Annotated in this window: 11 protein-coding genes; 2 read left to right on the top strand and 9 right to left on the bottom strand. The window is 62.1% G+C overall.

What is annotated here, in order from left to right; translation table 11 throughout:
- Positions 1-36: 36 nt before the first annotated feature.
- The 7 genes from HOC_RS15225 to HOC_RS15255 form a co-directional block, all read right to left on the bottom strand.
- Entirely contained in the window at positions 37-1,386 is a 1,350-nt protein-coding gene (locus HOC_RS15225) for a M24 family metallopeptidase (RefSeq protein WP_035540142.1), read from the bottom strand.
- Positions 1,387-1,475: 89 nt separating this feature from the next.
- On the bottom strand, positions 1,476-3,134 hold the full coding sequence (locus HOC_RS15230; protein WP_241767054.1) for an MFS transporter: 1,659 nt from the start codon (positions 3,132-3,134) through the stop codon (positions 1,476-1,478).
- Between the two features lie 51 nt (positions 3,135-3,185).
- On the bottom strand, positions 3,186-6,470 hold the full coding sequence (locus HOC_RS15235) for an efflux RND transporter permease subunit (protein ID WP_084146362.1): 3,285 nt from the start codon (positions 6,468-6,470) through the stop codon (positions 3,186-3,188).
- Positions 6,467-7,543, bottom strand: coding sequence for an efflux RND transporter periplasmic adaptor subunit (locus HOC_RS15240; RefSeq protein ID WP_051624956.1), 1,077 nt, complete (start codon positions 7,541-7,543; stop codon positions 6,467-6,469). The genes HOC_RS15235 and HOC_RS15240 overlap by 4 nt, the downstream gene beginning before the upstream one ends.
- Before the next feature lie 176 nt (positions 7,544-7,719).
- Entirely contained in the window at positions 7,720-8,748 is a 1,029-nt protein-coding gene (locus HOC_RS15245; RefSeq protein ID WP_051624957.1) for a zinc transporter ZntB, read from the bottom strand.
- A complete protein-coding gene (locus HOC_RS15250; RefSeq protein WP_035540214.1) occupies positions 8,749-10,266 on the bottom strand; it encodes an amidase family protein in 1,518 nt (505 codons plus the stop codon). It lies immediately after the preceding gene.
- A gap of 117 nt (positions 10,267-10,383) precedes the next feature.
- On the bottom strand, positions 10,384-10,971 hold the full coding sequence (locus HOC_RS15255; protein ID WP_035540143.1) for a superoxide dismutase family protein: 588 nt from the start codon (positions 10,969-10,971) through the stop codon (positions 10,384-10,386).
- 71 nt (positions 10,972-11,042) lie between these two features.
- On the opposite strand from HOC_RS15255, the gene HOC_RS15260 reads away from it, so the two are divergent.
- Positions 11,043-11,771 carry a TlyA family RNA methyltransferase gene (locus HOC_RS15260; RefSeq protein ID WP_035540144.1) on the top strand — a complete coding sequence of 243 codons (729 nt, stop codon included), beginning with the start codon at positions 11,043-11,045 and terminating at the stop codon, positions 11,769-11,771.
- On the opposite strand, the gene HOC_RS21425 is transcribed toward HOC_RS15260, so the two are convergent.
- Positions 11,768-12,613, bottom strand: a complete 846-nt coding sequence (locus HOC_RS21425; protein ID WP_051624959.1) for a hypothetical protein — start codon at positions 12,611-12,613, stop codon at positions 11,768-11,770. The genes HOC_RS15260 and HOC_RS21425 overlap by 4 nt on opposite strands.
- Positions 12,614-12,731: 118 nt before the next feature.
- Here HOC_RS21425 and HOC_RS15270 point away from each other — a divergent pair, with 118 nt between their 5' ends.
- Entirely contained in the window at positions 12,732-13,805 is a 1,074-nt protein-coding gene (locus HOC_RS15270) for a class I SAM-dependent methyltransferase (RefSeq protein ID WP_035540145.1), read from the top strand.
- On the opposite strand, the gene HOC_RS15275 is transcribed toward HOC_RS15270, so the two are convergent.
- Positions 13,806-14,861, bottom strand: coding sequence for a hypothetical protein (locus HOC_RS15275; RefSeq protein WP_035540147.1), 1,056 nt, complete (start codon positions 14,859-14,861; stop codon positions 13,806-13,808).
- Positions 14,862-14,937: the final 76 nt, after the last annotated feature.

Genomic DNA, 14,937 nt, shown 5'->3' on the forward strand with positions numbered 1-14,937 from the left:
TAAACACTGCAGATCGCGTCAGGCGGTTTTGCGTGTTCACTCTTCACCGATCAGATGCAGACGCGTTTGGCGCCCATCGATGAACCGAACGGTTTTGCCGTCAAAGAACGCGTCATCCTCTGTGCGGAACGGGATTTCCTGCCCCCCCCATTCAGGAACAGCCTTCTTGGCGGCCAGTTCAATGGACCAGGCCGTGTTCGGTCGCAGGCGATAGGTGCCTTTGTCGGATGGTGCCTGGTTGTCCCAGAAGCCAATGGCCGACCCGGCGCCGTGTCCATGATAGCCAATCGGGTGGCTGTAGATCGTTGGCTCAAGACCGGCTGCGATGGCTTTCTGCCGGGCGCGCGCAAGTATCTCGTTGCCTGAGAGGCCGGTCTCGAAGGAGGAGATAAGCGCGTCCTGTACGTCATTGCTGGCCCTCAGACCCGCTTTGAGGCCTTCGGGGGCATCCGTCTCGCCATCCTTCAGGACATAGGCCATGTGCTGCGTATCGGTGTTGAGGCCAAGGTAGACGATCCCGAAATCGATCCAGAGCAGGTCGCCCTTCTCGATAACCGTATCGCCCGCCAGTTCTTCCGGCTCACCTTCCCTGAAAACGCTCACCGAGGTGTGAAACCACGGGGACAGGCCAAGATCCGAAATCTTCTGGCGTGTCCACCAGACAACATCATCTGCCGTGGTCTCGCCCGGTGTGATCACGCGGGAGGAGAAGGCTTCGCCGATGATGCTGTGAGCGGTGCGGACGATCTCGGGATAATACTCCATCTCGCCGGGAATGCGCGTCTCAAGCCATCCGGTGGCGAGTTCGAAACCCGAGACGATACGCTTCTGGTATTCCGGATCAAGCGCAGCATAGAAATCCGTATACTGGCTGCTTGTCAGTCCGTCCGCGAAGGCCGAGGCGGATGACACATTGACGGCGATCTTCTCTGGATTGCGCTCGGCAATGACTTCCGCAAGACGCGCCCATTGATCGTCGCCGCCTTCCGGATTCCAGGCTGCCTTGAAGAAGTCACCCATGCCATAGCGGCTGACCGTCAGACGCTCTACGGGCTCACCATTGCCGGGGTCACTGAACACAAGCACGGTGCGTCGGCGTGCCCGCATGCTTGTTGAATTCAGCATCGTGCTCAGCACAGGGTCTTCCATGTATTCGCGGGCGATGATGACCCACATGTCGATCTTGTGTTCGCGCATGAGGGCTGGGACCACAGTATCGAGGCGTTCGGCCAGCCAGCGGTCGTGGATCTCGGCCTGATCGCGCAGCGACAGGATTTCCGGTGTCTCCGGCGAGAGGCTCGTCTCGCCCTGTGCAGGCTCATCAGCGTGGGCGGCACCCACGGCAAGCAGTGACAGGGCAGACAGCGCGTAGAGAAAATGGCGCATTGTGGCATTCCTTCAGAAGATCAGCCCATGGGTAGGATGGACGGTGTTGCAGGGGTTTCGGGGCGGGCAGAAAATCGTTTACCGCCTCACTAGGTCTCGCTTGGCTCAGGCGGGTTGGTGGCGGGCTTAGGTAATGAATGCGTATCGGCAGATACTTGCCGTTCGATCAGGCGATGCACAACGGGCTTCTGTCCGTCCTTCATCAAGCGCCGTATTTCATCGCCAATGTCGGCATCCGCCTTGGTGCGGCGCTGCGTATTGCGCACATAATCGAGCCATGTCGGCACACGATAACGTTCGAGCCATTTGTCCGGATCGTTGAGGTCGCGCGCGAGGGTCCACCGGAAGGCGCCGTCGCGGCGGCAGATGCGGCGACGTTCGCGCATGGCCGTCAGAAATTCGGGGATGTTATGTTCGGCCACCCTGTACTCGACCATGATGACAATCGGGCCGCTGCGCTGTTCAATTGGCAAGACAACATCCGGCTCTTTCCAGCGCCCGAGCGGGTCGAGATCAATATCTTCCACTTGCGGCAGTTTCACAAAGAGGCCGACCAACATGCCAAAGGCCTGAAAGCCGGCCGCCGCGAGCAGCGCGTCCCGCACGCCATAGTGTTCCGACACATAGCCAAACGCGGCGCTGCCGAGCGCCATGCCGCCAAAGGCCGCCATCTGGTAGATCGAGAGGCTACGCGCGACGACCCATCGCGGCGCCGACAGCTGGATGGCCACGTTGAAGGTGGACAGCGCGAGCACCCAGCCCGCACCGGCAATCATCAGCGCCGGAATGGTGAAGAGGACCGATCCGCTGAGGGCCGCGCTCGTGACGCCGACAACAAGCGCCGTGGACGACAGCCGGATGATGCCGTCGGTTGACAGGCGCGCCCGCAGGCGGCGGCTCGAAAATGCACCCAGCACAGCGCCGATACCGAACGCCCCGAGCAGGCCGCCGTAAATCAGCGGGCCGCCTTTGAGCAGTTCCTTGGCCACAAGTGGCATCAGGGCCGGCACAGCGCTGGCGGCGATTGCAAACAGCGTGGCGCGTAGCAGGGTGATCTGGATTTTGGGGGAAAGCGATACGTATCGCAGGCCGGCCAGGATGGCGATGGACGTGGGTTCGCGGGGCAGGAGACGGGTGTGCTGCGGCGGCTTCCATTTCAGCAGCACAAAGATCAGTCCGAGATAGCTGAAAGCATTGACCATGAAGGCGGCGGCCGCCCCTGCCGTGGCAATGATGATGCCGCCAATGCCGGGGCCGACACTGCGGGCGATATTGAAGCCCATGCTGTTGAGCGCCACGGCGCTTGGCAGGACAGGGCGCGGGACCATGTCACCCACCGAGGCCTGCCAGGCCGGGCTGTTAAAGGCCGTGCCGCAGCCGATCAGGAAGGTGAATGTCAGCAAAAGGGCGGGCGTCAGGGCGCCCGACCAGGCAAAAAGGGTAAGGCCGACCGAGACAATCAACATGAAGCTCTGCGTGCACAGCATCATGATGCGCCGGTCGAGATTATCAGCCAGCGCGCCGGCCCAGAGCGAGAAGAGCATGATCGGCAAGGCCGTCGATGCCTGCACAAGGGCCACGTCCGTCGGCGAGTTCGACAGCGTCGTCATCAGCCATGCGGCGCCGACCGACTGGACCAGGCTGCCGAAGTTTGACGCAAGGTTTGCCAGCCAGACATTCCGGAAAATCGGGATGTTGAAAGGCGAAGGCGGCGCCTGGGCTACGGAATCGGGTGATATCTGTTCCACACGCCATTGGTAGTAGCGGTGGCTCAGATCGCAAGAATCTTTGTGCGATCCCTATTCAGCGGCGGGCAGGATCCGGACAGGCTTGTCGTCCTTTTTCACAGATTCGCGAGGTCCCGGTTGGGGATCCGAGGGGGGCTTTCGGGTCACAAAGCGCTTTATTCGGGTCATAAGGCGCATTATCTGGCGCCATAGCCAGAGGATAGCTGGAACCAGGACGCGCCGTGTCCAGCGGCCCACGCGGTGGGGCACAAGCAGCCAGACCGGCGTCACCAGCAGGATCATGAGCGTCGAGAAGGCGAGGCCGAAGACGACCGCGGTTGCCAGCTGCGTCCACCATTCCGAAGAGGCGCTGCCATAGTTGATGGCACCGGCGCCGAAATCCACGTTCAGCTGGAAAACCATGGGCAGCAGGCCGCAAATGGTCGTGCCGGTGGTTAGCAGGATGGGGCGGATACGCTGGGCGGCTGTTGCAATCGCGGCGTATTCGGGCGTGCGTCCATCGCTGCGCAGTCGGTTATAGGTGTCGATCAGAACGATATTGTTGTTCACGACGATACCCGCCAGCGCCACGATACCCGTGCCGATCATAAGGACCGAGACATAGGGCAGCACGAGCTGGATGCCGACCAGCACGCCGGCCGTGGAGATGATGACGGCCGTGAGCGTCAGGATGACCTGCCAGAAATTGTTGAACTCCCAGAGCAGGATGACGGCCATCATGAACAGGGCCGCCGCTGCAGCGCCCGCGAAGAATGCGCCAGCATCGGCGGCGTCTTCATCGGCACCTTCGAAGCGGACTTCCACATCGGACGGTATGTCTTGCTGGGCGATCCAGTCTTTCAGATCGGCGACGATGACGGCGCCTTCACCCTGGACCCTGGCATTCGCGCGCACATCAACGACTCGCTTGCCATCGCGCCGCTCGATCGAGCTGACTCGTGGGGCAGGCACGCGTTTGACGAACAGGGAGAGCGGCACATTGCCTGCCGGCGTTGCGATACGCAGTTGGTCGATGGCCGACGCACTCCGGTCGCCTTGCGGGAAGCGGACGCGAATATCGACTTCATCGGGCGCATCGTCGGGCCGGTAGCGGCCGACGAGGATACCATTGGTGATCAGCTGAACGGCCGCGCCGACCTGTGACACGTCCACGCCGAACTTGCCGGCTTCGGCGCGGTCGACTTCGAGCTGGTATTCAATACCAGGCAGCGGGCGGGTGTCGTCAATCTCCTGCACGGTGTCCATGCTGTCGAGCTTGTTGCGCACGAGGGCAGCCGTGGCGGCAAGCGCGGGACCGTCCTCCGAGAGGAGGGCGATCTGCACGTCCTTGCCGGCTGGCGGACCCTGTTCGCGGGCCTGGATCTGGTATTTCAGCGCGGGCACGGTCGACAGGCGCTCGCGCACCGCGATCAGCGTCTTGCGGCCATCATGCACGCCATCATCTGTGGCGAGGTCCAGCAGGATCTGGCCAATCGTGTCGACAGGCGCACTGCCGCCATCGCGGCTGAAGCCGTCGCTGCCTGGCCCACCCGTGCGTGTGGAGATGTCCTCGATGCCGTTAATGTCGCGAATGGCCGCTTCGGCGCGCTTCACGAGGTCAGACTGCTCGCTGGCCGAGAGGGCGCCCTGTGCCTGGATGAAGACATAGGCCTGTTCCGGCTCGATATCGAGGAAGAGTTCCGATTTGTGGGTTGTGCTGCCAAACCACATGAAGATCAGGATGACTGAGCCGATGGCGACACCTGTCACCATCAAGGGCCGCGCGATGAGGCCCTTGACCAGTTTGACGTAACCGCCGAGCCAGCCCTTGGCGAGTTCCGGGTCGGCATCGGCTGCGAGGGCGGCAAGGTCTTCATTGGTGCCGCTGGGGCGAGCGCCGATCACCGAGCCAAGCACGGGCAGGAAGATAAGCGCCATCACCAGCGAGGCCGTCAGAACGAAGATCAGCGTGATCGGCAGATAGGCCATGAACTTGCCGGGCATCGAGTTCCAGAACAGGAACGGCACGAAGGCCGCGAGCGTGGTCGCGTTGGAGGCAACAACAGGCCAGAACATGCGCTTGCCGGCGAGGCCATAGGCTTCCTTGCGGTTCAGGCCTTCAGCCATTTTCCGGTCAGCATATTCCGTCACGACGATAGCGCCGTCGACGAGGATACCAACCGCGATCACCATGCCGAACATGACCATCATGTTGATCGTGTAGCCAAAGGCGCCAAGGATCAGGAAGGCCATCACGAACGAGGCCGGGATCGAGATGCCGACCAGAAGGGCCGAGCGCCAGCCGAGGGCGGCGACGCAGATGATCATCACGAGCAGCACGGCGGCGACGATGGAGCTTTGCAGCTGGCCGAGCTGTTCGCCGATCATTTCAGATGCGTCAGACGTGACCTGCGCGCGGATCGTCGAGGGCCAGGACTTTTCCTCGTCAGCAATCTCACTCCGCACGAAATTGGCGGTGTCGAGAATATTGGCGCCGGTGCGCTTGATGACTTCGACAAGAATGGCGGGCTGGCCGTTGAAGGTCGCATAGCTGGTCGCGTCCTTGTACGTCCGGCGCACCTGCGCGACGTCCGAGAGCGTAACCACCGAATTGGCCGTCCGGCGGATCGGCAGGTCGAGCGCGTCCTTCGCGGTGCGGATCAGGCCGGGCACCTTGACGGCAAAGCTGCCCTCGCCAGTGTCGATCTGGCCAGCTGGCACCAGCTGGTTATTGGCGGATACGACCTGCAGGATTTCCTGATAGGAAATATTGTATGCTTCGAGTTTTACAGGATCGACGATGATTTCCAGAACGTCGTCGCGGCGGCCGACGATGCGGGCCTCAAGGATGCCGGCATTGCGTTCGAGCCGGTCCTGAAGGTCTTCGGCAATGTCGTTGAGGCCGCGTTCCGGCGCGTCGCCATACAGGTTCACGATCATCATCGGGAACTGGGCGGCGTTGAATTCGGTGATGATCGGCTCGCGCGCGTCGGCGGGGAAATAGCGCTTGGCCATGTCCACCTTGTCCTTCACGTCCAGCACGGCCTGGTCGATATCGGTATCAATCTCGAATTCCAGCACGAGCTGGCCGGCGCCTTCAGCGCCATAGCCACGGAAGGTCTTCAGGCCTTCCAGAGACTGGATTTCCTGTTCGATCGGTTTGACCAGCAAGCGCTCGGAATCTTCCGGCGTCACGCCGACCAGCGGTACAGTGATGCTGACAAAGGGAATCTGGATGTCCGGGTCAGCTTCCTTGGGCAGGCCGATATAGGTGACCGTACCGGCAATGATGGCGCAGAACAGAATGGCGAGCACCATGCGTGCCCGCCCAATGGCGCCGTCGATCAAACTGTTCATCGTTGCGCTCCACCCGACATGACTGGCTTAACCTTGACCCCTTCATTGAGATAGTCCTGCCCCATCGAGATGATGCGGACTGTGTCAGGCAGGCCCGTCACCCAGGCGCCGCCCGGACCTTCGTCGACGATCCGTACGGGGGCAAAGCGGACTGTATTGTCTGCCTCGACATAGCGGACGCCGAGTTCGCCGCTGTCTGAAAGGGTCAGCAGGGCTGGCGAGATCAGCGTGGCCGGCGTGGTGCCAATCGGGACCAGCAGTGAGGCAGAGACACCTGCGGCGAGCGTGGCGTCGCCTGAGTCAATCTCGGCTTCAATGATGAAGGTCCGTGTCTGGTCACTGGCCGTGCGCGACACATAGCGGATGCGCGCGGGATAGGATTCGCCGCTGGCCAGCTTGGCGGTAGCTTCCATGCCGGGCTTCAGCTGGACGGCATAATCTTCTGCAACTTCGGCTGCGACGATGACGGGGGTCATGTCGACCAGCACACCGCAGGCGCCGCCGGGGCCGAGATAGTCGCCGGCTTCGGCAAGCTGGGTCTCGAACACGCCATCGAAGGGCGCGCGTACCTGGGTCTTGCCGAGTTCGACCTTGGCTGAGTTGAGGGCTGCTTCTGTGGCGTCGAGCGAGGCCTTCGCGGCGGCTTCCTGGTTGGCAGGCGTCAGGCCTTTGGATGCCAGCGTACGGGCGGCTTCATAATCGATGCGGGCGGAATCGCGCCGGGCCTGCGCTTCGCTGACACGGGCGGAGCGGGCCTCGACATCCAGGCCGCAGAGCAGGGCGCCCTTGCGGACAAAGCTGCCTTCTTTTGCCGGGGTGGAGATAACGGTACCCGTCGTGCCGGCCTTGACCGTGACCGACTTGTCGGGCGCGGTGCGGCCTTTGGCTTCCAGCATGATCGCGTGCGGCGCTGTGGAGACTTCTTCCACAATTGCGTCAGGCGTTTTCACGGACGTATCGACGGCGGCTGCTTCAGTTTGGGAGCTGATACTGCCGCGCATGACGCTGCGGATGCCGAAATAGGCGAGAAGGACGACCAGAAGGCTGAGAGCGATGTAGGCGGAACGGTTCACGGGTGATAACTTTCTGGGAGCTGACTATAGCCAATATAGGTCGATACGTCGCCGGGATAAGCGCCGTTTCAACCTTAACTACACGAACAGCATTGAATTATGACAAACCGCGTGCGTCGTTTTCACGCTAGCCTGAAAGCTATGGTTAACAAATGCCCTAAGGGAAGGGCGTCGGATCAGATCCAGCGACGCCATCGGAAGATGGCCAGCATGATACCCGTAGCCAGCGCCAGCGAGCCGATTAAGATGCTGAAAGCCATCGGGCTATTCACGCCCGGAATTCCCCCGACATTGACCCCGAACAGGCCTGTCACGAAGCTGATCGGCAGGAACACCGCCGACAGGATGGACAGCACGAACAGGCGCTGGTTCATCATGTCGGATCGCTCTTCCATCACCTGTTCCTGCAACACGATGGAGCGTTCACGAATGGCATCCAGGTCTTCCGCGAGGCGTGTCACCCGGTCGACGGACTCGCGCAGGTAAAGCACGTCCGTATCCGTGAAGAAGCCCGCCGCGCTGCCCTCGCGCACCAGTTGGGACAAGGCTTCGCGCTGGGGCACGATATAGCGGCGCAGGGCGAGAACCTTGCGCCGGAATTCCGAAAGCGTGGCCCGACCGAGCCGAATGGCGGGATCAAGGATTTCATCCTCGTAGCCATCACAATGCTCGTCGAAGGTAGCAATCTCGGGTTCCATCCGGTCGGTCAATGCATTGGCGAGCGCCGATACGAGGCCACCTGTCGAGGCCGGGGCTTCGCCCGCTTTCACCAATGCCTCGACATCGCGCGAGGCCTGCACGGGGCGTGATCGGAGCGTGATCAGCATGCTTTCACTGGCCCACATGCGCAGGGCGATCATGTCTTCCAGATCCGCGCCGTCATTGAGGTTCACGCCGCGCAAATTGATCAGGAAGCCGTTGCCATGGCGTGTCGATCGTGGGCGCGTTTCTTCCTGAAGCAGGGATTGCACGGCGACCTTGTCGATGCCGCTCTTGCGATAGAGCCAGCCTTGCGTTTGCCGAGACAGGCGGTTGAGATGCAGCCAGACGCGTGGATAGGTGGCCAATTCGCCTGAAATCACGTCTTCCCATTTGAGGGGGGTGGCCGCGCCATCCGCCGTAAACCCGAAACCAAACAGAAACGGATCGATGCCGAGGACATCGTCCGAATCCGCATTGGTAACGGGGGCAGGTTCGATGATCATCTAGATCGCGACGACCCCTGGCAGTTTGTCGGCCCATGGGCGGGCTGCTTCGAGTTCCAGCGCCAGTTCGAACAGGAGCTGGTCGTCGCCGCTCTTGCCCGAGAACATCGAGCCGATTGGCAGGCCCTCGGGCGACCATGACAGCGGCACACTCATCGAAGCTGCGCCGGACACGTTCATCGGCGCCGTGAAGGCGGCGAACGTGATGACCCGCTCGTAGAGCGTGTCAAAAGCGACTGTCGGCGCCTGTTCGCCCAGCTTCACGGCCGGGCTGCCGGTTGTCGGCGTCAGCAGAAGGTCAATGCCCTGGTCCGCAAGGTCGGCATTATAGACCGCCTCGAATCCCTTGAGCCATTTCACCGTCTCTTCCATTTCGTCTTTGCGGCTCATGAACATCTGGGTCAGGCCGAGTGTCCAGGGTTCGACAATGTCGGGGCCAACCGGCTTGCCGGTATAGGCGCTGGCCTGTTGCGCGAACTCGGCTGCGCCCGCAGCCCAATACAGCAGGAACTTGTCGACAAATTCCTGTCCGGAATAGGTCGGCTTGTAAGCGACGATTTCATGGCCCAGCTTGCCACATAGCGCGGCCACATCATCCAGCGCGGCTTTCGTTTCCGGTGCGACCGGCGTGCCGGCGGGGGCGTCGGTCGTGAAGCCGATCTTCAGGCGGCGCTTGAGCGGCTGCAGGTTGGCGGCGAGCGGCGCAAATGTGCCGTCATTCATTTGCGTATCGCGGAACAGGTTGATGGAGTCCCGCACGGAAATCGTCACGGCGTGCTGGACGGAAATCTCAAGCGGCGCACTGCTTTCGCCTTGCGCAGGCAGCTGGCCGCGCGAGGGCTTCAGACCGAAGACGCCGCAGGTGCTGGCCGGAATGCGGATCGAGCCGCCGCCGTCACTGGCATGGGCAAAGGGAACAACACGCGCGGCGACGAGGGCCGCTGCGCCACCTGACGAGCCGCCAACGATACGCGTCGTATCCCACGGATTGCGGGTCTCGCCGGTCACCAGCGGTTCGGTCGAGGCCATCAGGCCCATTTCCGGGGAGGTGGACTTGCCGAGCACGACCACGCCTTCAGCGCGCCATTTGGCCGGCAGCGGGGAATCCTTCTCAGCGATATGGCCTTTGAAGGCGCGGCTGCCATACATGGTCGGCGCGCCTTTCCAGTCGTGAAGGTCCTTGATGAACGTCGGTACGCCCTGGAACGGCCCGGCGGGCGTTTGGCCAGCCTCGGCGCGGGCAGTGTCATAGATTTCCGATGCAATGGCGTTGATCTGGCCATTCACGGATTGGGCCCGCGCAATGGCAGTATTTACCTGTTCCAGCGAAGTTGTCTGGCCCGAGGCGATGGCGGCGGCCATGGCTGTGCCGTCCATCCAGGCGGACGATGCGGCGGCAGGGGCCGTCTCGGAAACTGGCGTGACATCTGCCTGTGCCGTGGGGGATTGTTTGCAGGCGGCGAGCGTCGCCATTGCGGTCGCGCCCAGCAGGACTCCGCGCCGTGAAATCTGTTTCAATGTCATTTCCTCTCAATTTTTTAGCTAGGCGCATCGTGAATTGCGCCGCCTTCAAGCGCAAGTGGCGCAAGTGCTGGAACACCTGCGCCACCGGGCCAAAAACTGAAAGTGTGTTTCTTAGTTGATAACGCCGCACGCAACCCGTGCGCCGGCGCCGCCGATGGGCTGCGTCATGGCATCATCTTCGCCCTCATGGATGAGGAGGGCCGAGCCGTCTTCGTCCTGCAGGTCAGACATCTTGGTCAGCGTTGTGAAGGCTTCGTAGCCAGCCGAGCCGTCAGCGGCGGCCCAGATGTTCGGGATGTCACCGCCTTCTGGCCCTTTCGGGTTCAGCAGGCCGTGGCCGCCTTCAACCTTGCCGACGTGGCCGCCGGATAGCTTGAACGTGCCGATGTCCGAGCAATCACCCACGGCATGCAGGTGAAGGCCATGCCAGCCGGGCATGAGGCCGCCCGGCGCGATTTCAACACGAATGAGGAGGCCGTTCGGGCCGCCGATAAGATTGCCTGTGCCGATCTCGGTACCTTCGCCACCGACGATGGATATGCTGGACTGCATCATGGACGGGTACACGCCCTCATCAGGCCCCGGCATCTCGGCGGGTGTGGGCAGAGGTTCGGCTGGCAGTTCCTGGGGCTCTGCTGCCTGCTGGCTGCAGGCGGCGAGTGAAAGTGCGAATAGGCCGATTGCGAAACGGTCAAGCATGGGCATGTCTCCTGTCGATATTTGGGGCAGTATAGGGCACAACGCAGCAAATGCAGGGGAAGTTTCATGAAATGAAAGAGCGGGCCGATAAACTCCTTGTGTCCATGGGCCTTTTTGACAGCCGGGCGGGCGCGCGTGCCGCGATTGAGGCAGGCGGTGTGACGGCGAATGGCGTGAAGGTGACCAAGCCATCTCAGATGCTCTCAGCCGCCGATTCGATCATAGCGGAGGCGGCGCATCCTTATGTGTCGCGCGGCGGGCTGAAACTTGCGCATGGGCTTTCGGCGTTCGGTGTGGACCCTTCAGGCCGGTATTGCCTCGATATTGGGGCCTCGACGGGTGGGTTCACGGATGTACTTTTGCGGGCAGGCGCGGCGCATGTGACCGCGGTGGATGTCGGGCGGGACCAGTTCCACCCCTCGCTACAGGGCGACCCGCGCGTGACGTCGCTGGAGGCTCAGGATGCCCGGACGCTGACGGTGGACATGCTGCCACAGGCGCCTGGCCTGCTGGTGTGCGATGCGAGCTTCATCTCACTGGAGAAACTGCTCGGGGTGCCGCTCAGCCTCGCGTCGCCGGGGGCGGACTTAGTCGGGCTGTTCAAGCCGCAGTTTCAGGTTGGCCGCGAGAATGTCGGCAAGGGTGGCATCGTCTCCAATTTGGCCGAGGCGGACGCGGCGGCGGAACGCTTTGCAGTGTGGATGAAAGAAAAAGGCTGGCCTATCCATGCCTGGACAGCCAGCCCGATTTCAGGTGGCGACGGCAATGCCGAACGCCTGTTTCATGCCGTGAAGGCCTAGTAGCCGCCGTAGAGTTCGTCGCCCTGCTGGCCATTATTGGCGACCGGGCGCCATGTGTCGGTCGGGCTGTTGCGGCAGGCCATGACATGGCCGCCATTCATGTAGATCTGGCGGCATTCCTGCTGCGAATAGGCCGAATTGTCCTGATAGCCGGAATAACCCTGATCATAGTCGGAATAGCCCTGATCATTGTAGCCCTGGTTTCCATAGTCCGGGCCGGGATAGCCGGATGTCGGATAGGCTGACGCCGGATAGGTGCGGGCGGGCGTTGGCGAGGCCGGGTAGCGCGGCTGCTGCATCACTTCCGGCCCACCATAGAGGCCGTCCGTGGTGCGCGGGATGGAGCCGCCCTGATAGGCGCCATTATAGCTGTTGCTCTCATAATAGCCGTTACCATTGTAGCCGCCTGAGGGCTGGTAAGGTGTCGGGCCTGTGGACTGGCAATCATTGTTTCCCGCCGCGAGGCTGCTGCCAGCGAGGCCGCCAACGACCGCGCCAAGCACCGCGCCAACGGCGACCTCGCCGCTATTGCTCCGGGGCTCGGAATAGTAATAGCCGCCGCGACCCCGTCCGCGCCCATGGCCGTGATGTCCGCGCCGGCCTGGGACATAGTAATAGTCGTCGCCTGCATCGATATTGTTGCCGATGGCACCGCCAACCAGCGCGCCAACCAGGGCACCGGCGACACCGCCGGCCATCTTGTCATTGCTGCGCTGGCGCTCGCATTGCGTGTTCTGCGGTGTGTAGTTGTTGTTATAGCCATAGCCCTGCGCGGAGGCAGCGGCGGGAATGGCCAGCGCGGCAAAGGCTGCGGCGCCGACAAACAGCGATCGTTTCATCATCGCGTATCTCCTTCTATGGCAGGCATGATGCTGCCAGATTGACGGCCAATGTGACAGGCGCAACCTGAACCGGAGCTGAAGGCTGGACCCGTGTGCAGGGCCGCCCCATATTAGCCTCATGGGAATTCTGGATACCGCCGCCAAAACCGCCGCCCGCGCCCGTTATGCGGCCCAGCAGGGCCTGCGCTCGGCGTGGTATGGCGCCCAGATGTCGGCCGCGCGGCGCAGTGCGAATGGCTTCAACCGGCCAGGTGAACCGGAATTCCGCCCGACGCGCGGAACACCCGACATGGCGGCGCTGAGAAAGGCCTATTTCCAGCTATTCATACAGGACCGGCTGAATGTGGAAGCCGGGCTTTACCCGGCGCCTCAGGACATGCGGGTGCGTGATCTGCCGGACGCGCTGAAATCGGCGCGCGCTTTCATGGCCGACGTGGCCGAAGTGGACCGGCGCCGGATCGCGCGGGACGGGACCGAGATACAGAGCCATATCCCGGAAGGCTCCAACCGCTATCCTGATTATTACCAGCAGAACTTCCATTACCAGTCCGGCGGCTGGTTCACCGACGAGAGCGCCGAACTCTATGACACGCAGGTCGAGGCCCTGTTCAGCGGCACGGCGGACGCGATGCGCCGCGCGGCGCTGGCCGAAATATCCCTCGAGTTGAAAGGCCGGGACCAGCGCACGGTCAGCCTGCTGGACATGGCGTGCGGTAATGGCCGCTTCCTGTCACGTGTGATGACGATTTATCCGCGCCTCAAGGCCAGCGGGCTGGACCTCTCACCGAACTATACCGAGGCGGCGCGCAAGCGGCTGGCCCGCTGGCCGCATGTGAGCGTGCTGCACGAGGCCGCCGAGGCGATGCCGCTGGCGGATGCGAGCCTCGACATGGTTGTGTCGATCTTCCTGTTCCATGAGCTGCCGCCGGAAGTGCGCGGCGCGGTACTGGCGGAAGTGTCGCGCGTGCTGAAGCCAGGCGGGCTGTTCATTCTCGCCGACAGTACGCAGTTCGGAGACTATCCGGAGATGGACGGCCTGCTGGAATATTTCCCGCACGGTTTCCACGAGCCCTATTACGAGGGTTATCTCTCCTGGGACAAGGCGGCGGCCTGCCACGCTGCGGGCCTTGTGAAGGAGCGCGAAACGGTGGCTTTCCTCACAAAAGTAACGACCTGGCGCAAGCCGGTCTGATCAAAGCCCCGGCAGCTTACCCGTGCCAATCAGCGGCATCAGGAAGGCCAGCAGGATGGAGATGATGAGGCCGAGGAAGGCGCGGCCCGCATCGCTGAGCACGTCGCGAACGGTCTCGCCCTTGTCACGCAGATGGGCGACGTAGGCGATGGCCAGTTCACGTCCTGCGAGCAGGCCGAGGAAGACCCAGGTCGTGCTCATCGGCACATTGCTCATCTCTTTGAAGACAAAGAGGATGATGCCGTAGAACACGTCGACGATCGTCGCGGCGCGCACGTCGACCGTGTTGACCTTTGAGGATACGATTTTCTGTATGTCGCCGCCCTTGGTGGCGAAGATATAGGCTTGGATCAGGACCAACAGCACTGTGCCGCCGATGACATAGGCCGGGTCGAAGCTGACATGCGTGACGCCCCCGGTGACTGTGACGGTGCGGGGCAGGTAGATGAAAATATTGGCGAGATCCTGCATCAGCCATTGCGACCAGAGGAAGGTTGTCGACAGCCACTGGAAGCTGACCCAGTAGGGAAAGGGCAGTTCTTCCTTCGTGTCGAACACCCAGCGCTCGAATGTCCGCGAGATGACGATCCAGATCAGGACACCGACGACGAAGGCGACGACATAGCCGAGCGCAGACTTGACCAGCATGCTCTGCAGCACGCCTTCGCTGGACGCCCCGCCGGACAGGGCGAACAGGGTGAGCACGAGGAACGTCGTGGAAACGGGAATGCCGTAACGCGTCATCACCAGCAGAACGACGGGCGGCAGCGCGTGCCACCATTGTATGCCGGGCATGAGCAGCGCCGTCCGGTCGCCTTCACCGGGGATGAATGACAGCTTGTCGAGCCGGTCGTAGGCGACGTCGCCATGGCCATGAAAATAGCCATAGGCGATCACGAGCACCATGATCAGACTGGCGAAAATCCACAGCACCCACCAGGGGCGTTTGGCATTCGAGGACAGGAATGTGCCCAGCGTCTGGATCGAGTCATTTGCCACAACGGCATAGGCGGCCACGGCAAAACCGATGACCCCGAAGATTTCCACGCCACCCATTTTGTCTGCCCGCCAGTCTGTTCAACTGGCACTTCAGTTAGCAGCTTGAAGGCATGAATCCGATGGGAGGAATTTG

It is taken from the genome of Hyphomonas oceanitis SCH89 (assembly GCF_000685295.1).
In the GTDB taxonomy this organism is placed as follows: Bacteria; Pseudomonadota; Alphaproteobacteria; order Caulobacterales; family Hyphomonadaceae; genus Hyphomonas; species Hyphomonas oceanitis.